This is a genomic window from Citrobacter sp. UYEF32, assembly GCF_040546205.1.
Lineage (GTDB): Bacteria > Pseudomonadota > Gammaproteobacteria > Enterobacterales > Enterobacteriaceae > Phytobacter > Phytobacter diazotrophicus.
This window is the reverse complement of record NZ_JBEPNI010000004.1, coordinates 287,528-307,894: the sequence shown is the minus strand read 5'-3', so window position 1 is coordinate 307,894 and position 20,367 is coordinate 287,528. Positions and strand designations below refer to the sequence as shown.

Here is a 20,367-nt window from a genome sequence, read left to right as displayed (position 1 = left end):
ATATTTATTATTTCGCCAGGCGTTTCTCGATTGCGTCCATCAGCATGCCGGTAATAGAGATCGGGAACTCCGCCTCGATCTCGCGCACGCAGGTGGGGCTGGTGACGTTAATTTCGGTCAGACGGTCGCCAATGATATCCAGACCGACGAAAATCAGCCCTTTGGCTTTCAGCGTCGGGCCGACGCGGCGGGCAATCGCCCAGTCGCTTTCGGTCAGCGGACGCGGCTCGCCGCGGCCACCGGCGGCCAGGTTACCACGCGTTTCGCCACCCTGCGGGATACGCGCCAGGCAGTATGGAACCGGCTCGCCATCCACCACCAGCACACGTTTGTCGCCATCTTTGATAGCCGGCAGATAGTTCTGCGCCATGCAGTAGCGGGTGCCCAACTCGGTCAGCGTTTCGGTGATAACCCCCAGGTTCGGATCGCCCTCTTTGACGCGGAAAATCGAGGTGCCGCCCATGCCGTCCAGCGGCTTGAGGATGATATCGGTATGCTTTTGCCAGAACGCTTTAAGCTGCGCTTTATTGCGCGTCACCAGCGTTTCCGGGGTCAGGTCAGGGAACCAGGCGGTAAACAGCTTTTCGTTACAATCGCGCAGGCTCTGCGGCTTATTGACGATCAGCGTGCCTTTTTCTTCCGCACGTTCAAGGATATAGGTGGCGTAGATAAATTCAGTATCGAACGGCGGGTCCTTACGCATCAGCACCACATCCAGCGAGGCGAGTTCGATATCCTGCTCGTCGCCAAACTCGTACCATTTGTCGTAGTTTTGCTCGACGGAAAGCAGACGGGTACGCGCACGGGCTTCGCCGTTGATCAGGTAAAGATCCGCCATTTCCATATAGTGCAGTTCGTAGCCACGACGCTGCGCTTCGAGCAGCATGGCGAAGCTGGTGTCTTTTTTGATATTAATCTGCGCGATGGGGTCCATCACGATGCCGAGCTTAATCATAGGCTTCTCCGTTTAACCCAGATCGCCAAAACGCACCTGCAGCGCGGTAATGGCGGTAAGGGCAGTTGTCTCTGTGCGCAATACGCGGGGTCCCAACAGAATATCAGTAAACTGGTGGCGCGAGGTCATGGCGATTTCGTCTGTCGTCAACCCGCCTTCCGGGCCAATCAGTAATCGTACGCGTTCCACTGGCAACGGCAGAGTATTAATGCTCTGGCTGGCGCGCGGGTGAAGATTCAGCTTAAGGCCGTTCTCTTCTTCTGCACACCACTGTTCGAGATCCATTGCCGGGCGAATCTCAGGAATACGGTTACGACCACACTGTTCACAGGCGGCGATGGCGATCTTCTGCCACTGCTGAATCTTTTTATTCAGGCGCTCGGCATCCAGTTTAACGCCGCAGCGCTCAGAAAAAAGTGGCGTAATGAGGCTTACACCCAGTTCGATTGATTTCTGGATAGTAAATTCCATTTTCTCGCCGCGAGACATCACCTGGCCCAGATGAATATGCAGCGGTGACTCCCGATCGTCCACCTCTCCCTGGGTCACCTTAACGATAACGCTCTTTTTATCGGCGCGGGTGATTTCGGCGTCAAACACCTGGTTCGAACCGTCAAAGAGCTGAATAGCCTGCCCCTGGCCCATACGTAATACGCGGCCAACATGGTTTGCCGCATCGTCGGCGAGGGCGATTTCAGTGCCAGTCTGGATGAGTTCAGGGTGGTAGATGCGTGGGACGCGCATAGTTCAGATTTCCGTGTGAAATGTGGCGCATTTCCCCTCACCTTAACAGGTCGCGATTTGCGGCCTCTCCCTTGTAGAGAGAGGGGTGGGGTGAGGGGCAATACACCTGCAAAATTTACAATTGCCGCTAGTGTAGGTTAGCTCTTTCGCGCCATGCAAGCGCGCTGCACGTAAGGGTTATGATTCCCCTGGACCTGAGCGATACGCGACTCACGCGTACATTCCCAGTCGGTCACCGGGTAGAGTTTATCCCAGGCGGTAAAAAGCTGTGTCTGCTGGCGCGACAGGGTGAGCTGATACTGATCGCGCATATAGAAGTAGGTGCGGGCAATCACACCACGGGCGCTGGCAGGCGGCTCGGCCAGTTTGGCCTTGAAGTCGATCTTCATTTCACAGCGCCCGTACTGGCCTTCGCCACCATTCCACTGGCCGTACATAAAGTTGCCGCGATCGGCATTCACTTCACCCACGGCGGGTTGCAGGTTGTGCATATCGCTTTCCATCTTGCGATAAATAGGGTCTTTGGCGCAGTTTTTCCGCCCGCCATCCTGCCAGCACTGACGCTGATGGCCGAATTGCCAGGCCGGGACAACATGCTCCCATTCAATACGGCTGGCGCGGTTTTCATTTTTGCGCACCTTATAACCGCAGGAGGCCAGATCGACCACCCCTTTTTTTCCCTGCCACTGAATTTTACAGCCGCAATAAAAGTCGCCCGGAACGTCGGCGTTGACTTTAACCCCGGCGGCTTTGGCCTGCGCGAAGCTATTGATGCCGTCCGCCAGTACCGGCGCGCTGAGGATAAGCAGTAAAGATGAGATAACGCGTAACATTGCAAACTCCCTGTCAACTGGAGTGCGCAACGTAGCGGAAGCGATTGTCAGATGCAATCAGTTGGCGCGGAAAACATTCTTAATGGTTCATGTAATTAGCGCTCAGGTACCAGCGTTTCGCCGCACTGTACGCAGCGATAGGTGGTCTCACCGCGTACCACACGATTATGTCGCCGCACGGTCAACTGATGCTGTTGGCACTTGCAGCGGTAGGGAAAGGTATTGGGCCGCACCGACTCCAGCTCAAACTGGTGAGTACGGCGCGCAGGGACGCCGAGCACGCTTTCCATCATCCATTTCCACTCTTTACCGTGTGGCGGAACGCGGCCGAAATGTTTCCACACCAGCAAATGCGCCAGCTCGTGCGGCACCACCTCGTCGATAAACGCCTGTTGGTTTTCCATCAGCAACACGGGGTTCAGGCGGATTTCATACGTATTGAGCCAGGCTGTGCCTGCCGCAGTGCCCCGTTGCTGATAAACCAGTTTGGGTTCCGGATAGTTACGCTCAAGTTTCTGATTGGCCAGGGCAAGTTTTTCCCGCAGGCTGCGCATTACGGCCTGCTGTATAGCGATGGGGAGACGGGAGGTTTTCATAATCGCAGAGGATAGGGCGGGGAGCGGGGGAGTGCAAGAAAAAGCCTCCTCCGGACAGGGAGCGAGGCTTCATTCTGGCTTATAGCGATTGCAGGAAGGTCAGCAGATCGTTGTTCAGTTGATCCTGATGGGTCACCGCAAAACCGTGCGGCGCGTTGTCATACACTTTTAACTGCGCGCCTGGGATCATTTCTGCAGCCACTTTACCGGTCGATTCGAACGGTACGATCTGGTCGTTGCTGCCATGGATCACCAGCGTCGGCACGTCAACTTTGGCAATATCCGAACGGAAGTCGGTCTCGCCGAAAGCTGTAACGCAATCAATGGTCCCTTTGAGTGAGGCCAGCAAAGCAATATTCAGCGTCTGGGTCAGTACACCCTGGGAAACCGTCTGCCCGGCGTTAATGCCATAGAACGGCGTGGCGAAATCGCTGATAAACTGCGCCCGGTCTTTGCGCAGCCCGTCGCGAATACCCTCGAAAACGCTGGCATCGACACCCTGCGGGTAGTCCGCCGTTTTGCCGAAAATCGGTGTCACCGCACCCAGCAGGGCCAGCGCTTTAACGCGCGCCGTGCCGTAACGACCGATATAGCGCGACACATCGCCACCGCCCATGGAGAAGCCCACCAGCGTCACATCCTGCAGATCAAGCGTGGTGATGAGATCGTTAATGTCGGAGGCGAAGGTGTCGTAGTTGTACCCTTCCCACGGCTGGTCGGAGCGGCCAAAACCGCGGCGGTCAAAGGCGATAACGCGATAGCCGCGTTCGGCCAGGAAATTCAACTGGCTGTCCCACATATCGCCATCCAGCGGCCAGCCGTGGCTAAACAATACCGGTTTTCCCGCGCCCCAGTCTTTGTAATAAATCTGCGTACCGTCCTGCGTTTTGATTGTGCTCATACGTAAATCCTCACTGTCGCTCTTGCTTGGGTTGATGTGGGTAACTGTTACATTATGGGTGCTATCAGATAACGTGCTTCGGGAAGATGTCCGCCGCGATGGAAGGCCTGTACCTTACTTTGAATCAGCAGGTCATTTACCGTGTGGCGCTCCAGTTGGCGCAGATGTTCAATCCAGGTGCCGACCACGAACGACTCCACAAAGACGCCGGGGCGCTGGATATCCTCATACACAGACCAGCTCAGTGCGCCGCCGCGTACCCGCACCCGGCGAATCTCCTGGATACAGACGACGAAGCGCGAGACATCCTCGGGATCGATCAGATATTCATACATCACCATGACCGGGCCACGTTCATGTGAGATATCGAGCGCCTGGGCATTACTGTCGATATCACGAATGTCCAGATTGAGGTCAGGATCTTTATTCAGTTGCCAGCGCAGCACCGTCAGGCTTGCCAGCAGCATGCCCACCGTTGCCACGCACAATGAGGCAGGAATACTAAAGTGCGATGCCAGTTGGCCCCAGATGGCGCTACCGAGCGTCATCGAACCAAAAAATACGGTCAGATAGACCGCCAGCGCGCGGGCTTTCACCCATTTGGCGGCGCTACGCTGCGCCCCGACATTGAGGGTGGAGAGCACCGCAATCCAGGCGAAACCGGTTAAGAATTCAAACGCATTGAGCAGCCAGAAATGACGGATAAACGCCAGCGCCAGCATGCTGATCGCGAAAATCACGCTGTTAATCACCATCAGCCGGTCCGGGTTGAAGCGCTTACGTAAACGCGGTAGCACAATCGCACCGCAAATCGCCCCCAGGCCGATACAGGCCAGCATGATGCCGTAACCGCCAGGCCCAAGGCCCAGTTCACGGCGGGCCACCAGCGGCAGCAGCGCCCAGCCTGCGCTGGCGAAGGTAAAGAACGCCACGGTACGCACCAGCACGTTACGCAGTACCGGAGCGGCATGCACATAGCGCAGCCCGGCGCGAACGGCGGGGAAAAAGTGCTCCGGCGGCAGGCGCTGAATCAACGGTTCTGCTTTCCAGCGCCACAGCACCCAGGCGACGCCCAGCACTGATGTCGCATTGAGCGCGAATACCACCCACGGTCCGGCAAAAGAGAGGATCAGCCCGCCCAGCGCCGGGCCGATGGCGCGGCTGATGTTAATGCCGAGCGAGTTCAGCGCGATGGCCGGGGCCAGTTCGTGTTTTTCCACCAGGTCCGGCACGATGGCCTGAAACGGCGGAGAACTCATGGCCGCGCCAGTGCTTAATAAGAAGGCCGCAACCAGCAGCACCGTTGGCGTTACTAACCCGGCAAAAGAGAGCAGGGTTAGCCCGCTGGCGGCAATAAACACCCACAACTGGGAAAACAGCAGATATTTGCGTCGGTCGACAATGTCCGCCATCACCCCGGAAGGGAGGGCAAAGAGAAACATCGGCAGACTGCTCGCCGCCTGAACCAGCGCTACGGAAAGCGGGTTGGCGCTTAACGTCAGCATGGTCCAGTTCACCCCCACATCGTTCATCCATGAACCGATGTTGGAGACCACCGTGGCAATCCATAGCATCCGAAATACCGGCTGGCGCAGTGGCTGCCAGGAGGAGGCGCCAGCGGATGCGGCCGACGGGGTTTGTACCGTCGCCGCGTGAACATCATTGACTTGCGCCATGCCTGAACTCCTGGTTGCCCGGCATATTTACCCGCCATTTACCCGGGCCGGTTAATGCCAGCGTGGTGAAGATGATGAGCAGCAGCCAGCCAAATTGTCCTTCCGCGATACTCCATTGCGGGTGCACAGCCAGCATGGCAACCAGCAGCACGCCGATAATCGGCAGACAGGCCAGCCGCGTGCCAACACCGAAAATGATGAATATCGGACATACCACCTCTGCCAGAATGGCAGGTAGCAGGCTGAACCAGGGGCCAAAGCCGAACGGATCCTCAATGCGGGTGAGCTCTTCATGAAAATTCAGCACCTTCGGCAGACCATGCACATAGAGAAGCAGCAGCCCGCCGGTCAGGCGCAGGAAGAACAGCCCCGCATCAATACGGGGCGACATCAGCGTTGTATTTTTCATAGGCATCAGAACGCAAAGCAGCTACAGCCGAGCGCGCCCCAGAAGGCGTTATCGTCTGAAACCGGAATGGAAGATCCGCGTGCCACACCATGCTGGTGGTTATGCACGCCGCACGGGCCGCTACAGTGGTGTGCGGCGGGCATCATGCCGACACGTGTTTGCTGTGGCGGCGCGCTGCGGTAGTGACCCGGCACGTTGACCACCGGCGACCACTCCGGCAGCACCGGAATTGCAGGCGGGGCTTCTGAGCTGAAACCGCCTGCGGCATAGACGATATTGCCATTGACTACGGTCAGCACCGACTCAATGCCTTTGATCTCCTCTTCCGGTATGCGGAAATAATCCTTGCTCAGCACGGCGAGGTCAGCCAGTTGGCCCACTTTAATCTGGCCTTTTTTGCCCTGTTCGCTTGAGAACCAGGCGCTGCCCTGTGTCCAGAGCATCAGCGCGGTGTCGCGGTCCAGGCGCGCATTAACGTCGTACATCTGCATACCGCCGACGGTGCGCCCGGAGACCAGCCAGTACAACGCCGTCCACGGATTGTAGCTGGCCACGCGGGTCGCATCGGTTCCCAGCCCGACCGGTACGCCGGTTTCGAGCATTTTCGTCACCGGCGGCGTGTGGCGCACCGCGTCCATGCCATAACGTTCCGCGAAGTACTCACCCTGAAACGCCATACGGTGCTGCACGGCAATACCGCCGCCCAGCGCTTTGATGCGGTCAATGTTTTGCTGGGTCACGGTTTCTGCGTGGTCAAAGAACCAGTGCAGGCCATTGAACGGAATATCGCGGTTCACGCGCTCAAACACATCGAGCATGCGGCTGATGGATTCGTTATAGGTGGCGTGCAGGCGGAACGGCCAGCGATGCTCCACCAGATGGCGCACCACGCGCTCCAGCTCATCTTCCATGCCTGGCGCGAGGTCCGGGCGCGGTTCAAGGAAATCTTCAAAATCCGCGGCAGAGAACACCAGCATTTCACCCGCGCCGTTGTGACGGAAGAAATCGGTGCCCTGACCCGGAGTCAGCATGTCGGTCCATTTCTCGAAATCCTCCAGCTCATGGCCGGGGCGCTGGGTAAAGAGGTTGTAGGCGATGCGGATGGTCATCTGCTCTTTGGCGTGCAGTTCGCTTATCACTTCATAGTCTTCGGGGTAGTTCTGGAAGCCGCCGCCCGCGTCGATAGCGCTGGTGAGGCCCAGACGGTTTAGCTCGCGCATAAACTGACGGGTGGAGTTAACCTGCTGTTCCAGCGGCAGCTTCGGCCCTTTGGCCAGCGTGGCATAGAGGATCATGGCATTTGGCCGCGCAATCAGCATGCCGGTGGGATTGCCGTTGCTGTCGCGCTGGATCTCTCCTCCTGGCGGGTTCGGCGTATCTTTGGTGTAGCCGACAACGCGCAGGGCGGCGCGGTTGAGCAGGGCGCGGTCATAGAGATGAAGGATAAAGACCGGGGTATCCGGCGCGGCGTCGTTGATCTCCTCGAGTGTCGGCATCCGGCGTTCGGCAAACTGGAATTCGCTCCAGCCGCCCACCACGCGTACCCATTGTGGCGAGGGGGTGCGCAGCGCCTGTTCTTTCAGCATCCGCAGGGCGTCCGCCAGCGACGGTACTCCTTCCCAGCGCAGTTCGAGGTTATAGTTGAGACCGCCGCGAATCAGGTGCAGGTGCGAGTCGTTAAGCCCTGGAATGGCGGTGCTGCCTTTGAGATCCACCACTTTGCTGCCGTCGCTGTGATATTCCATCACTTCGGCCTGGGAGCCTACCGCCAGGAATTTGCCGTCACGGATGGCGACCGCTTCTGCAACCGGGTTTTCCCTGTCTACCGTATGAAATTTGCCGTTGAGTAATATCAGTTCAGCTTTGCCGAGCGAGACCATAAATCCTCCTGTCTGAGACATCCGAAGCAGGCATAATCCCGCCGGACGATAAGATGCGATGCTCCGTCAGAACAGAGCGTGGAAGTGGGAGGGATTATGGTGAGCTGGCGAAAACGGCGTCTAGTTATACGAAGGTATACCTATACGAACGTATAGTTATACACAGAGATAATAGTTCTCATTTCTGACAACTCTTACTATCCGTCCCGACAGCAGCGTCCGGGACGAACGTCATTTCGCCTGTTTGAGCAGCGCGAGAATACCCCGGTCACTGTCAGCAAAACGTCCGCTCCCCTTTCACGGGAAACTGCTACTTAACGACAACGGGTATTCTTATGACCAACGCTAAGCTTGAAGTACTGACTCCCCAGAATTGCCAGATTATTTTTATCGATCAGCAGCCGCAGATGGCGTTTGGCGTGCAGTCTATTGACCGCCAGGTGCTGAAAAACAATGTTGTTGGCCTGGCGAAAGCGGCAAAAGTTTTCAACATTCCGACCACCATCACCACCGTTGAGACGGAAAGCTTCTCCGGAAATACCTTCCCTGAACTGCTGGACGTATTCCCCGAGCACGACCTTCTTGAGCGCACATCCATGAACTCCTGGGATGACCAGAAAGTGCGTGATGCGCTGGCGAAAAATGGCCAGAAAAAAGTGGTGGTATCCGGCCTGTGGACGGAAGTGTGCAACAACACGTTCGCCCTGTGTGCCATGCTGGAAGGCGGCTATGAAATCTATATGGTGGCTGACGCTTCCGGCGGTACCTCGAAAGAAGCGCATGATTACGCGATGCAGCGCATGATTCAGGCGGGTGTGATCCCGGTGACCTGGCAGCAGGTGTTGCTGGAGTGGCAGCGCGACTGGGCGCACAAAGAGACCTACAACGCGGTGATGGATATCGTCAAAGAACACTCCGGTGCTTACGGGATGGGCGTTGATTACGCGTATACCATGGTGCACAAAGCGCCAGCGCGTGCCAAAGGGGCGCACCGTACTCTGGCGCCGGTGCCGGCCAATAAATAATGTGCAGGGGCGGTGCGTCAGCGTCGCCCGGCTCTGAACCCGATAAGGGGAGAATGACCATGAGTACAGCGCTCATTTCCCTCGGCGCAGGTGTGTTTATTGGGCTGGTCTATGCTTTGCTGAACGTCCGTTCGCCAGCCCCGCCGGCGGTAGCCCTGGTGGGGCTGCTAGGCATGCTGGCGGGAGAGCAGGCGGTCTCAGCGCTGCGCTCACACCATGAACCCCAGGCCGCCATTAGTCAGCCGCAGGCCGCAGTGCAAACGGCGGACCGTCATCCAGAGGCAGGCTAACCATGTTGAAATCGTACGTAATTTCCCTGGCAACGGGCCTGTTAGTGGGTGTTATCTATGGCGCAATGCAGGTTCACTCACCCGCACCACCGATCGTCGCCCTGCTGGGCCTTTTTGGTATGCTGGTCGGCGAACAACTGATTCCGCTCGCCCGTCGACTTCTGCGCCGCGAGCCGGTGACAATGGCCTGGTTTCGTCATGAATGTGTGCCCAAAATCAGCGGTACGCCACCTCCTGACGACAAACGCGCCCCTTAGCCTGAGGGCAGACAGAGGAGTACGGCATGAGGCTGTCACCGCGCATTGTCATTATTGATGATGAACGTTCCGTCCGTAGTGGATTAAGCAACCTGCTCCAGTCGGAGGGGTACGACTCTGACGCCTTCGACTCTGCAGAGGCATTTCTTCATCATGAATCCGCGCTGTCTGACGCATCTCTGCTTATTATTGATATCAAGCTCAAAGGCATGAGTGGCCTGGACCTGTATCGCCGGGTAGCTCAACTTGCCGCGCCGCCGCCGGTGATTTTTATCTCCGGACATGAAGATGAAAACCTGTCGCGTTATGCTCCAGAGTTCGGGGGCGTTACGCTACTGCGTAAGCCCATTAAAATTGAAACGCTGCTGGAACAGATCCGCCGCGAACTCTCTGTGTGAGGAGCGCTAATGAGCGAGAAACTTTCTGCTGCCGGTAAAATGATGGATGGTGAGGTGGTCACCTTAACCGATGACATCATTTTCACTCCGCTGACGCAGGAAGGAGGGATCGCCTGGACACTTTGCCAGCCGCTACACTCCGGCAGCAGTTTTATTCTTGCCTGCGCGGCCGTCTCAAGTGATGAAGCCGCGTTTCATACCACTCAACGCTTAAAAAATGAATTTGCGCTGCGCAGGCGACTCTCTGGCGCATGGGCGGTAAAGCCGTTCAGCAGTACCAGTTACCATGGCCATTACGCGCTGGTCTATACGCCATTTCCTTTCCGCACGCTTGCACAACTGCCCCGCCTGCGCACCCGAAGCATTGCCGATTTTCTTTCGGTTGCCATTGGCCTGTGTGCCCCGCTACGCCAGATGCATGCGCAGGGATTAATGCACAGCGATATCAAACCCGGTCACTTTTTTATCGACCCCGGCGGCGCTTACCGTTTGGGCGGTTTTGGCCTCGCCAGCGAAGGGACGGATGCCTTTGACCCGTCTCGCCTGACGGAGCCTGGCGGTACGCTGGCGTATATGTCGCCGGAGCACACCTCCCGTACGCCGGACAGGGTCGACAGCCGCAGCGATCTCTATAGCCTTGGCATTGTGCTCTACGAGTTGCTGACCGGCGAGCTGCCTTTCGATCTCAGCGAAGGCGGGCAGGCGGAATGGGCCCATCACCATATTGCCTCCGCTCCCAGACCACCCCGACAGGTACGCTCATCGGTTCCGCCAACGCTGTCGGATATTATTTTGCGACTGCTGGAAAAATCGCCGGACAATCGTTACCAGACGGTCGACGGGTTGATTGCCGATCTGCGTCGCTGCGAGGCTTCGCTGGCCAAAAATGGTGAAATTACGCCGTTTATTCCCGGCTTGCAGGACCGGGTAGCCGCGCGTTTGCAGCCGGACCCGCTTTTTCTCGACCATCCGCAGCACCATCAACTGCTGACGGTATTTGACCGGGTGGTGGAAAGTGGCGCGCATGCCCTGGTCACGATCGGTGGGCCGCCGGGCTGCGGTAAATCTTCGCTCATTGCCTCGGCGCTCAGGAAGCTGCAACAGCGGCAGGCGTTACTCGCCGTGAGTAAGGCCGACCAGTATTCGCCGGTTCTGCCTTATACGGTCATTGCCTCTGCGTTTCGCGCGCTGACCCTTTGGTTACTCGGTCAGGGGGCGGAAGAGGTGGCCCGTTGGAAAATGCGTTTAACACGGGCGCTTGGCGTTCATGCCGCGCTGGCGGTCAATCTGGTGCCGGAGTTAGGTCTACTGCTTGAAAACCCGCCCCTGGCTGTTGTGAATACCCAGGCGGCGGATAGCCGAATGCGTTTCAATATGATGGCGCATCGGCTGGTTGAGGCGTTTGCCACCCCGGACCGACCGCTGGTTCTGCTGATTGATGATATTCACTGGATAGATCAGGCCAGCCTGCACCTGCTGGAACACCTTATCAGTTGCAGCGAGTCGCTGCCGCTGCTGCTGGTGGTTTCCTACGCTGACAGCGGTGTGTTTGCGGATGCCAGCGAACAGGCGCAGTTGTCGACACTGCGCGTCGGTGCCCGCTATACCGTCGAGCTGCGGCCTGAGCCGTTGAGCGTGAAAGCGGTGTCGCGATGGCTGGCGGAACTGTTGCAGACGCGGGCCGCCTGCCTTGGCGAACTGGCGGCGCTGATCCACGAAAAAACCGGTGGTAACCCACTCTTTACCCATGAGTTTATTCAGCGCATCGTCAAAGACGGGCTGATTACCCATCACAAACAGCACGGCAAGTTGCACTACGACGCACAGGCGATCCGTTCACGTAATTACACGGAAAATGTGGCAAGCCTGGTCCTGCAACAACTGGCGGAGATGCCCCCCCTGACGCGCAGGCTGCTGGGTTGTCTGGCCTGCGTGGGGGGAAACGGTAATCCCGAACTGCTCAGCGCGATGCAGAAGATAGCGCCGGAGCTGCTACATGAACATCTGCTGCCTGCGGTTGCCGCCCGACTGATCAGCCGCAGCGGCGACCAGTATGCCTTTACCCATGATCGGGTGCAGAAGGCGGCGCAGGAATTGCTCGAAGCGGATGATATTTGTCATCTCAATTTCGCTGCCGCGCGGTTCTTTACTGAGGCCGTCTCACAAAATGACAGCAATGAAAATCTGTTTCTGGCGGTCCACCACATTGCGTCATCCATCGACTGTATTCGCGTATCTCCCGAACGCGACCATTATCGTGCGATCTGCCGTCTTGCCGCGCAGCGCGCCCGGTTGACCGGGGATTACGCCTCGGCGGTGCGCTATCTGCGTACCGCGCGGTTATTGAAAGAAGATGCCCTGATTACCGCGCCTGATGAGGATTTCGCGCTCGTTTTTGAAGAGGCGGAGTGTGAGTTTTTGCAGGGTAATCTTCCATCTGCGCTGACCCTGTGTCATCAACTCCTGCGCGCGCCCGGCAGCCTGCAACAAAAGGCGATTACCGCAGGCATGATGGCAGAAGTGCAGATGCGACAGTCGGATATGAGCCTTGCGCTGGAGACCGCCCTGGCCTGGCTTGCGGTGTTCGGTATTCACCTGAGCCGTGCGCCGACAGATGCGGAGTGCGACGAGGGCTGGCAAATCATTGAGGCCCGTCTTGGGGATGAGCCGGAAAGCCATTTTCGCCAGCTTGCGCGAATTAATAACCCCGAGGCAGAAGCCGTCATCAACCTGATGCTCAGCGCCAGTATGTTTGCCGCGTTTACCGCCCCGCGCCTGCATTTTCTTTTACTCTGCCGGGTCATACTGATGACCCTGGAGCATGGCGTTAGCGGCGCGTTTACCACGGCGATTGCCTGGTACGGCGTCATGATTGGTTGTCGCTATCACGCCTACGAAAAGGGGTACAGGTATACGCTGCTGGGGCGCGATTTGGTTGAGGAGCAACCTCTAACCCCCTTTATGGGCCGTACCTTTCTGGCGGTGGATTTGTGCAGTGCCTGGGTGAAGCCGCTTAGCGTTGCGGTGAATCACGCTAAAGCGTGCTTTACGGCGGCGGTCGAGCACGGGGATTTAACCGCCGCCTGCTTTATTATCCGCCATCAGACGATGAACTTCCTGATCCGTGGCGATCACCTCGACGGGGTGCTGACGACCATTGAAGGTGGGCTGAGTTTTATCCGCAAACTACGTTTCCCGGATGTCGAGGTCATGCTTCTTATCCAGCGCCTGTACGTTAACCATTTGCGTAGCGCCGGTTCGGGCAATTTAAGTGGTCATAACCTCTATTCCGAGGCGCTCCTGAACGCGACCAATAAGCATGAGAGTCAGCCGATACCGCTGACCATTTTCTGGTTCTGGCTCTATCAGGGAATGGCCCATTTTATGGCGGGTGAGTATGACGATGCTTCCCGTTGCCTGGAAAAGGCGGCCCCGGTAGCCGATATGGTGCCGGGCTATCTGCATCTGCTGGATTACCATTTCTACAGCGCCCTCTCACTGGCACAGAGGGTGACGCCGACAACCGTGACGCCCGCACAGCGGGAAACCCTTGTCGCCCATTATGACGTTATCGCACGCTGGGCGGAGCATAACCCGACGACCTTTGCCGACAAGGCGGCGCTGGTGCGTGCGGAGCTGGCGAGACTGGAGCAGAGCAACGATATCGCCATCGGCTGGTACGAAAACGCGATAGCCCTTTCCGCAGAGACTGAATGCCACCCGGTGAACGGGCTGGCGTGTGAACTGGCCGGGGGTTTTGCCAAAGCGATGGGCTGGCATGTCGCCGCAGATGGCTATTTCAAAAATGCTTTCTCCGCCTGGCGGCGCTGGGGGGCGGTGGCAAAACTGCGTCAGCTTGAACGCATGTACCCCCATCTGGCCTCCTCAGGGCCACGTTCGCCTTATGACACCATCACTTTCGCGCAAAACGAAATGATGCACGATCTGGAAAGTGTTTTGCGGGCGGTACGTGCCATGACCGAGGAGATTGACCTCGACCGCCTCGTCCATACGTTGATGACGATGTTACTGGAGCGGGCGGGGGCGCAGCGTGGGCTGTTGATTCGCATCCTTGATAATACTATTCCCGAAACCCAGGCGTGGGCGGAAACATCCTCGGAAGGGGTGAAGGTACAGATTGTCCGGGAGCGCCCCTTGGCTACCGATATGCCGCTGTCGGTACTGGCGGCGGTGATGCGTACCGGGCAGGAGATTCGTATCAGCAAGTCTGAGTTGTTCGGCCCGTTCAGTCAGGATCCCTATCTGGTAACGTCCGGCGCGGGCATTATGTGCGTACCGATGCATAAACAGGGCAAGCTGGTGGGGGTGCTGTATCTGGAAAATCGGGTGATGCCGGAGATTTTCACCGCCGGACATTCGCGTATCGTCAGGATGCTGGCGGCGCAGGCGGCGGTTTCGCTGGAGACTGCGCGCCTTTATGCCGAGCGGGTCGAAGAGAACGTGCAGCGTCGCCGGGCGGAAAAAGAGCTACGCGCCAGCCAGACCTCGCTGATGCTTGGGGAGAAAATCAGCAATACCGGCACCTGGCGCTGGGAACTGGAACAGGATGTGATGTTTGTTTCCGATGAGTATGCGCGCATTCTTGGCCTGCCCGACCATCAGCGTACGTTATCAATGGCCGACTTTATGACGCTGGTGCATCCGGAGGATTTCCCCCGGATCAACACGCTGGTTAACGATAGTGTGCGTAATGGCGTCTCCATGCGGGCGGAGTTTCGTATTTTCCGCCCGGACGGGGAGTGCCGTTATATTCTGGGCGTGGGCAACCCGGTGGAATATGAGGCTAACGTCGCGGAGTATTTCGGCGTTATCACGGATATCACGGCGCGCCGCCAGTCTGAGGATGCGGTTCGCGTGGCGCAGGCCGATCTCGCCCGTGTTTCCCGCGCGACCACCGTTGGTCAACTGACGGCCTCTATCGCCCATGAGATTAACCAGCCGCTGATGTCGATTGTGGCCAATGCGGGCGCCAGTCTGCGCTGGCTGAGCCGCGAGCCTGCGATGCTCGGTAATGCGCGCGCAAGCCTTGAGGAGATCATCAGCGAGGGCGAGCGGGCGGGTAATATTATCCGCGGCTTGCAGGCGCTAACGCGCAACCAGACCTCTGCCTGCACGCGCATTAACCTGCATCACCTTGTCTACCATATTGTGGCGCTGTCGCGCAGCGAACTGGAACGTCAGGAGATCGCGTTGCATTACCATCTTGCGGCGCAGGATGCTGAGATTTTTGGCGATAGCGTACAAATACAGCAGGTGCTGTTAAACCTGATCGTCAATGCGATCGATGCCATGGCGGAGATAGACGATCATCCGCTAATGCTGACGGTGAGTTCAGAGAATCCGCAACCTGGTAAAATTCGCCTGGCCATCGCCGATACCGGCGTAGGCTTTACGCCCGAAGTGCACAAGCGTCTGTTTGACTCCTTCTATACCACCAAGGAGCAGGGTATGGGGATGGGGCTGAGTATCAGCTACGGCATTATTGAAAAGCACGGCGGTAAATTGACGGCGGAACCTCGCCAGCCTTGCGGCAGTGTCTTTACCTTTACCTTGCCGACACACCCCGCTGAAGCCTGAACCTGGCCGCTATCGCCCGAGGGTTTTTTGAATATTCAGACGGTCTGCAGCCCTGACCAGATCGGTCAGGGAACGGACCTGCATTTTCTCCATCACCCGCTTTTTATGTACTTTGGCGGTGATCTCGCTAACGCCCATTTCGGTGGCGATCTGTTTATTCAGCAGGCCACCAATCGCCAGTTGAAACACCTCTTTTTCGCGCGGCGTCAGTGAGTCATAACGCGTGGTCAACGTCTGTATCTCTTGCGTTTCGTCGAGGGTTTTCTCCGCCAGTTTCAGGGCATCGGCAACGGCCTGGAGCAGCAAGCCGGGGACAGCGGGCTTGGTCATAAACTCATATGCCCCTGCCTTCATCGCTTTGACCGAGAGCGGAATGGTGCCAAAACCGGTCAGGAAAATAACCGGAATCACATGTCCAAGCCGGGAAAGGGCGTCGGTGACGTCGAAACCGCTGGCGCCGGGCATATTCATATCCAGAATCAGACAGCCTGGCTGTGAGGTAAAAGGGTGGGACAGAAACGCTTGCGCTGAGGAAAAGTCGGCCACCCGATAATCCTCCGCTCGCAGCAGGCTGACCAGCGCCTGCCTGACGGAATTATCATCGTCCACAACGTAAACAATGTGATCCATGCGTGTTCCTGGCTATTAAAGAATATGCCCGTGCAAGGAAAAGACGGACGGGAAGCGACACCCGCCATGTTCCTTACATTACAGTGACATACATATGTTTTTACTAAAGAATAACTGAATGTTAACACAATAATTATCATTATCATGTTTCAAATGAAAATAATAAAAATGAATGGCGTAATAACTAACGTTTCACTCGTCGGGGGCGTTGGAAGATAGAAAATGGCGTATTGGCCGCAGCAAGCGCAGGGCGGCGGAAATTTTTGCCGATATGAATGTCACCGTAGCGGGTAGAAAATTCAGATTATTCTGCCAGAAGGCGAGCAGGCCAGCCGTCGGATGAGGGCTGGCCTGCGGTATCGCATGTGGAAGAGCGTGCCAGTGGTTTACAGGCACACCATCAACTTAATTATGGGAACCGATTTCGCGCAGCGGACGACCTTTCATCAGATTACGTTCGATATGCTCCAGCGAAATATGTTTGGTTTCCGGAACCAGCCACAGCGTCAGGATAATAAACAGGACGTTCAGGCCACCATAGACCCAGAAGGTATTGGCGTTGCCAAGGGAGTCCAGCATGGTGAGGAACGTGGCGCCGACAATCATGTTCGCTATCCAGTTGGTTGCTGTTGAGCAGGTGATACCAAAATCACGCCCTTTCAGCGGCTGAATTTCCGAGCACAGCACCCAGATGACCGGACCGGCACTCATGGCAAACCCGACAATAAACATCAGCAGCATGGCGACGGCAAAGTATTGGGCGCCCTGCGAGTGAATGCCCAGATGCAGCATGGTCCCCAGAACCCCCATGCCGACAGCCATCACCAGGAAGCCAAGCACCAGCGTGGGTTTGCGGCCCCAGCGGTCGACAACGCCGATCGCAATAAAGGTGGCCAGGACGTTAGTCAGACCGACGATGACCGTCCCCCACATTTGCTGTGTGGTATTACTGTAGCCTGCCAGTTCGAAGATTTTCGGCGCGTAATACATGATGACGTTCATACCGGTGAACTGCTGCATCACCTGCAACAGCACGCCAAGGAAGACCGCGCGACGGAAATTGTTGTTCTCTTTAAACAGCGCCCAGCCGGTCTGTTTCACCTGCAGGCTTTCGCGAATTTCATCCAGCTCGTTTTTGGCTTCGGCGCTCGTATCACGCAGGCGTAACAGCACGCGTTCAGCGTCATGGAAACGGCGTTTGGCGGCATACCAGCGCGGGCTATCCGGCAGGAAGAACACGCCGATAAGCAGCAGGATCGCCGGAATAACAATCACGCCGAGCATCCAGCGCCATGCGCCGCTATAGCTAAATGCCGTATCCGACAGATAAGCACCGAGAATACCGATGGTGATCATCAACTGGTACATCGAAATCATACTGCCACGGATTTTTTCCGGCGCTATTTCGGACAGATAGAGCGGGGCGGTATAAGACGCGATCCCCACAGCAAGACCAAGAATAATGCGGGAAATAATCAGTACTTCGACGTTAGGGGCAACGGCAGAACACAGAGAACCAATAACAAAGAGGATTGCGCCGATCATCAGGCTTTTTTTACGCCCGAGTTTCCACGACATCCATCCGCTACCCACGGCGCCGACGGCGGCACCAAACATCATTGAACTGACCACCCACTCCTGTACGTGGGAGTCAATTTTAAAGTCATTGGTGATAAAGGGCAGCGCCCCGGCGATAACACCAATATCCAGGCCAAAGAGAAGCCCTGCCAGTGCAGCAAGGAAGCAGACAAAAAAGGTCATCGCCTTGTTTGAATGTCCCTGTTTTTTATTGTCAGGCATGATGCCCTCCATTCGTTATATCAGTTTTTGCGATGGTAAACGTAGGTCAATGCCGGGCTGTTTTTTGTGATGAATGTCACGCAAGTGTAATCGGTTACATTCGACCAAAAACGGGCAGGCAAATAAAACTGATAAATATTATAGATATAAGAAATAGAGGCGGGAGGGGATGACGGTAGTTTCGGACTAAACCGAAAGGGGGATGTAACAGCGGGCCTTTAATTAATGAAGACCGGGTAATAAGCAGTATCGATAACAGCAAGGCGGCTATGTAATCGTTATCATTAACGTATTGAAAACGCTTTAGAAGTTTAGGCGGTTTTTGTAAAAATGCGGTATTACCGGGCTCTGAAAAGCAGCAGGCCAGCACAAGGCTGGCCTGTTAAACTCTGTCGCATCCGGGAAACACCCCAGACGCTTACCGGGGCTACGCCGTCCTGTTAGTTCAGGCCGGCAGCTTCACGCAACTGAGCCGCTTTGTCGGTTTTTTCCCATGGGAAGGTTTCGCGACCAAAGTGACCGTAAGCAGCCGTTTGCTTATAGATCGGGTGCAGCAGGTCCAGCATCTGGATCAGACCATATGGACGCAGGTCGAAGAACTCGCGCACCAGCAGGATCAACTGTTCAGCAGGCACTTTCTCAGTACCGAAAGTTTCCACCATGATAGAGGTCGGTTCTGCCACGCCGATAGCGTAAGAGACCTGAATCTCACAACGGTCAGCCAGGCCAGCCGCTACGATGTTTTTCGCCACATAACGGGCTGCGTAGGCTGCGGAACGGTCAACTTTAGACGGATCCTTACCAGAGAACGCGCCGCCACCGTGACGCGCCATGCCGCCGTAGGTATCAACGATGATTTTACGACCGGTCAGGCCGCAGTCACCCATCGGGCCACCGATAACGAAACGGCCAGTCGGGTTGATAAAGAATTTGGTGGATTCGTTCAGCCACTCGGTCGGCAGGACCGGCTTGATGATCTCTTCCATTACCGCTTCTTTCAGCGATTTCTGGTCGATATCTTCTGCGTGCTGAGTAGAGAGAACGACCGCGTCGATGCCGACGATTTTGCCGTCGTCATACTGGAAAGTGACCTGGCTTTTCGCATCCGGGCGCAGCCACGGCAGGGTGCCGTTTTTACGCACTTCTGCCTGACGCTCAACCAGACGGTGTGCGTAGGTGATCGGCGCTGGCATCAGCACGTCGGTTTCGTTGGTCGCATAACCGAACATCAGACCCTGGTCGCCTGCACCCTGCTCCAGCGGATCGGCACGGTCAACGCCCTGGTTAATATCAGGAGACTGTTTACCAATTGCACTCAGTACCGCGCAAGAGTTGGCATCAAAACCCATATCAGAATGGATATAACCAATTTCACGAACGGTGTTACGGGTGATCTCTTCGATATCCACCCATGCGCTGGTAGTGATTTCACCACCGACCAGCACCATGCCGGTTTTTACATAGGTTTCACAGGCAACACGCGCTTTCGGATCCTGTTCGAGGATCGCATCAAGCACGGCGTCGGAGATTTGGTCAGCAATTTTGTCAGGATGCCCTTCTGAGACGGACTCGGACGTAAAAAGGTGTTTTGCCATATTGTGTTTTCACCCTGGAATAATACGGTTGGCTTAGACACTGTGTCAGGATGCCTTCACGGTTGTTCCGCGAGGACGTGCAGGTAGCGACACGGACTGTCTAAGTGTTAATCAGTATAGATGGATTAACATCTGGATGGCTATTCTAGGTTAATTCTTAATCCCATTGCCAGCGTTTTTTGAGTCTCCACAGGTTCTGTCTGAATTGGTTACAGAAATTTTCCCTATGGATGGCGCCAACGTAATTTTTTATTTTGCATTTTCACCCCGTTATCGGTATAAAACGCCGCGCGCGGCTCATATTAAAAGCGCACGGGACTTCTCGTGTTGCCACTTCCAGCCGGGTTAAGCAATTTATGGCTTTGGCTTGTCGCAGGTCGCAAGACGTGTGTGGAGGTGATACGAGATAATGAACCGTTGCTTTCAGCAGAATCCGTTGCGTCGTTCTGACGCGCGTTTATTCCCCGCAACCCGCATTTCAAATCTGCAAACCTGCCGATGTTATACCCATTTCGGCGCTTCTCAGGACTCCCGGGCCGGTATGGCACAGTGATGACTGAACAAGGGCTCTCCTGTTGATTCAGGGGTTTTCTCGTGGTTTCGCCGAACCGTCATATTTCGTTCGGTCACGTGTTTTACAATGTTATGAACAAGAAACCGGTCGCACAGTCGGCGTTTCAGCATCTTATGCTGCATAGCCAGACTGTTTATGGGTTGTTATCGCAACGTAACGTTGTGATAGTAGTTAACTGTTTTACACTTAATACAAAGAGTTGAGGT

At 56.2% G+C, this 20,367-nt stretch carries 18 protein-coding genes; 7 read left to right on the top strand and 11 right to left on the bottom strand.

The genetic code is table 11. The features are described 5' to 3' along the window. Positions 1–7: 7 nt before the first annotated feature. The 8 genes from gshB to ABIB59_RS12785 form a co-directional block, all read right to left on the bottom strand. A complete protein-coding gene (gene gshB / locus ABIB59_RS12820; RefSeq protein ID WP_071195986.1) occupies positions 8–955 on the bottom strand; it encodes a glutathione synthase in 948 nt (315 codons plus the stop codon). Positions 956–967: 12 nt separating this feature from the next. Beyond that, positions 968–1,699 carry a 16S rRNA (uracil(1498)-N(3))-methyltransferase gene (gene rsmE, locus ABIB59_RS12815; protein ID WP_354035676.1) on the bottom strand — a complete coding sequence of 244 codons (732 nt, stop codon included), beginning with the start codon at positions 1,697–1,699 and terminating at the stop codon, positions 968–970. Between the two features lie 137 nt (positions 1,700–1,836). Next, a complete protein-coding gene (endA, locus tag ABIB59_RS12810) occupies positions 1,837–2,532 on the bottom strand; it encodes a deoxyribonuclease I (protein ID WP_103245264.1) in 696 nt (231 codons plus the stop codon). Positions 2,533–2,627: 95 nt separating this feature from the next. Continuing rightward, positions 2,628–3,128, bottom strand: a complete 501-nt coding sequence (locus tag ABIB59_RS12805; protein WP_039078012.1) for a SprT family zinc-dependent metalloprotease — start codon at positions 3,126–3,128, stop codon at positions 2,628–2,630. Between the two features lie 79 nt (positions 3,129–3,207). Continuing rightward, complete coding sequence (locus ABIB59_RS12800; protein WP_335254608.1) at positions 3,208–4,029, bottom strand: alpha/beta fold hydrolase; 822 nt, start codon at positions 4,027–4,029, stop codon at positions 3,208–3,210. Between the two features lie 47 nt (positions 4,030–4,076). Continuing rightward, complete coding sequence (locus tag ABIB59_RS12795; RefSeq protein ID WP_079497174.1) at positions 4,077–5,705, bottom strand: MFS transporter; 1,629 nt, start codon at positions 5,703–5,705, stop codon at positions 4,077–4,079. Next, the gene (locus ABIB59_RS12790) at positions 5,689–6,114 is read right to left on the bottom strand and encodes a DoxX family protein (protein ID WP_107223496.1); all 426 of its coding nucleotides are present in this window, start codon (positions 6,112–6,114) and stop codon (positions 5,689–5,691) included. The genes ABIB59_RS12795 and ABIB59_RS12790 overlap by 17 nt, the downstream gene beginning before the upstream one ends. Before the next feature lie 5 nt (positions 6,115–6,119). Next, on the bottom strand, positions 6,120–7,994 hold the full coding sequence (locus ABIB59_RS12785) for an amidohydrolase (RefSeq protein WP_354035672.1): 1,875 nt from the start codon (positions 7,992–7,994) through the stop codon (positions 6,120–6,122). Positions 7,995–8,329: 335 nt separating this feature from the next. Between ABIB59_RS12785 and ABIB59_RS12780 the strand changes: the two genes are divergently transcribed. The 5 genes from ABIB59_RS12780 to ABIB59_RS12760 are packed head-to-tail and all read left to right on the top strand — an operon-like array spanning position 8,330 to position 15,562. Further along, positions 8,330–9,019: a hydrolase gene (locus ABIB59_RS12780; RefSeq protein WP_039078007.1), complete on the top strand. Its 690-nt coding sequence runs from the start codon at positions 8,330–8,332 to the stop codon at positions 9,017–9,019. A 59-nt stretch (positions 9,020–9,078) separates the two neighbouring features. Next, complete coding sequence (locus tag ABIB59_RS12775) at positions 9,079–9,309, top strand: DUF1427 family protein (RefSeq protein ID WP_079497175.1); 231 nt, start codon at positions 9,079–9,081, stop codon at positions 9,307–9,309. A gap of 2 nt (positions 9,310–9,311) precedes the next feature. Continuing rightward, positions 9,312–9,566 (top strand): XapX domain-containing protein, encoded by a 255-nt coding sequence (locus ABIB59_RS12770; protein ID WP_079497176.1) that lies wholly within the window; start codon positions 9,312–9,314, stop codon positions 9,564–9,566. Between the two features lie 26 nt (positions 9,567–9,592). After that, on the top strand, positions 9,593–9,964 hold the full coding sequence (locus tag ABIB59_RS12765; protein ID WP_039078004.1) for a response regulator: 372 nt from the start codon (positions 9,593–9,595) through the stop codon (positions 9,962–9,964). Between the two features lie 9 nt (positions 9,965–9,973). Next, positions 9,974–15,562, top strand: a complete 5,589-nt coding sequence (locus tag ABIB59_RS12760) for an ATP-binding sensor histidine kinase (protein WP_354035669.1) — start codon at positions 9,974–9,976, stop codon at positions 15,560–15,562. Between the two features lie 9 nt (positions 15,563–15,571). On the opposite strand, the gene ABIB59_RS12755 is transcribed toward ABIB59_RS12760, so the two are convergent. From ABIB59_RS12755 to metK, 3 genes are all read right to left on the bottom strand, one after another. After that, on the bottom strand, positions 15,572–16,192 hold the full coding sequence (locus ABIB59_RS12755; RefSeq protein ID WP_079497178.1) for a response regulator transcription factor: 621 nt from the start codon (positions 16,190–16,192) through the stop codon (positions 15,572–15,574). 405 nt (positions 16,193–16,597) lie between these two features. Then, on the bottom strand, positions 16,598–17,992 hold the full coding sequence (locus ABIB59_RS12750) for a sugar porter family MFS transporter (RefSeq protein WP_039078001.1): 1,395 nt from the start codon (positions 17,990–17,992) through the stop codon (positions 16,598–16,600). Between the two features lie 440 nt (positions 17,993–18,432). Further along, entirely contained in the window at positions 18,433–19,587 is a 1,155-nt protein-coding gene (gene metK / locus ABIB59_RS12745; protein ID WP_039078000.1) for a methionine adenosyltransferase, read from the bottom strand. Positions 19,588–19,996: 409 nt separating this feature from the next. Here metK and yqgG point away from each other — a divergent pair, with 409 nt between their 5' ends. Together yqgG and yqgB are read left to right on the top strand one after the other, a co-directional pair. Continuing rightward, positions 19,997–20,140 carry a small protein YqgG gene (gene yqgG, locus ABIB59_RS26390; protein ID WP_418904020.1) on the top strand — a complete coding sequence of 48 codons (144 nt, stop codon included), beginning with the start codon at positions 19,997–19,999 and terminating at the stop codon, positions 20,138–20,140. 92 nt (positions 20,141–20,232) lie between these two features. Next, positions 20,233–20,364: an acid stress response protein YqgB gene (gene yqgB / locus ABIB59_RS12740; protein ID WP_132438713.1), complete on the top strand. Its 132-nt coding sequence runs from the start codon at positions 20,233–20,235 to the stop codon at positions 20,362–20,364. The last annotated feature ends 3 nt before the right edge of the window (positions 20,365–20,367 follow it).

Excerpts from the sequence above, each read along its gene's own strand:
- gshB (WP_071195986.1), bottom strand. The coding sequence starts at position 955 with ATGATTAAGCTCGGCATCGTGATGGACCCCATCGCGCAGATTAATATC.
- rsmE (WP_354035676.1), bottom strand. The coding sequence starts at position 1,699 with ATGCGCGTCCCACGCATCTACCACCCTGAACTCATCCAGACTGGCACT.
- endA (WP_103245264.1), bottom strand. The coding sequence starts at position 2,532 with ATGTTACGCGTTATCTCATCTTTACTGCTTATCCTCAGCGCGCCGGTA.
- ABIB59_RS12805 (WP_039078012.1), bottom strand. The coding sequence starts at position 3,128 with ATGAAAACCTCCCGTCTCCCCATCGCTATACAGCAGGCCGTAATGCGC.
- ABIB59_RS12800 (WP_335254608.1), bottom strand. The coding sequence starts at position 4,029 with ATGAGCACAATCAAAACGCAGGACGGTACGCAGATTTATTACAAAGAC.
- ABIB59_RS12795 (WP_079497174.1), bottom strand. The coding sequence starts at position 5,705 with ATGGCGCAAGTCAATGATGTTCACGCGGCGACGGTACAAACCCCGTCG.
- ABIB59_RS12790 (WP_107223496.1), bottom strand. The coding sequence starts at position 6,114 with ATGAAAAATACAACGCTGATGTCGCCCCGTATTGATGCGGGGCTGTTC.
- ABIB59_RS12785 (WP_354035672.1), bottom strand. The coding sequence starts at position 7,994 with ATGGTCTCGCTCGGCAAAGCTGAACTGATATTACTCAACGGCAAATTT.
- ABIB59_RS12780 (WP_039078007.1), top strand. The coding sequence starts at position 8,330 with ATGACCAACGCTAAGCTTGAAGTACTGACTCCCCAGAATTGCCAGATT.
- ABIB59_RS12775 (WP_079497175.1), top strand. The coding sequence starts at position 9,079 with ATGAGTACAGCGCTCATTTCCCTCGGCGCAGGTGTGTTTATTGGGCTG.
- ABIB59_RS12770 (WP_079497176.1), top strand. The coding sequence starts at position 9,312 with ATGTTGAAATCGTACGTAATTTCCCTGGCAACGGGCCTGTTAGTGGGT.
- ABIB59_RS12765 (WP_039078004.1), top strand. The coding sequence starts at position 9,593 with ATGAGGCTGTCACCGCGCATTGTCATTATTGATGATGAACGTTCCGTC.
- ABIB59_RS12760 (WP_354035669.1), top strand. The coding sequence starts at position 9,974 with ATGAGCGAGAAACTTTCTGCTGCCGGTAAAATGATGGATGGTGAGGTG.
- ABIB59_RS12755 (WP_079497178.1), bottom strand. The coding sequence starts at position 16,192 with ATGGATCACATTGTTTACGTTGTGGACGATGATAATTCCGTCAGGCAG.
- ABIB59_RS12750 (WP_039078001.1), bottom strand. The coding sequence starts at position 17,992 with ATGCCTGACAATAAAAAACAGGGACATTCAAACAAGGCGATGACCTTT.
- metK (WP_039078000.1), bottom strand. The coding sequence starts at position 19,587 with ATGGCAAAACACCTTTTTACGTCCGAGTCCGTCTCAGAAGGGCATCCT.
- yqgG (WP_418904020.1), top strand. The coding sequence starts at position 19,997 with ATGAACCGTTGCTTTCAGCAGAATCCGTTGCGTCGTTCTGACGCGCGT.
- yqgB (WP_132438713.1), top strand. The coding sequence starts at position 20,233 with ATGAACAAGAAACCGGTCGCACAGTCGGCGTTTCAGCATCTTATGCTG.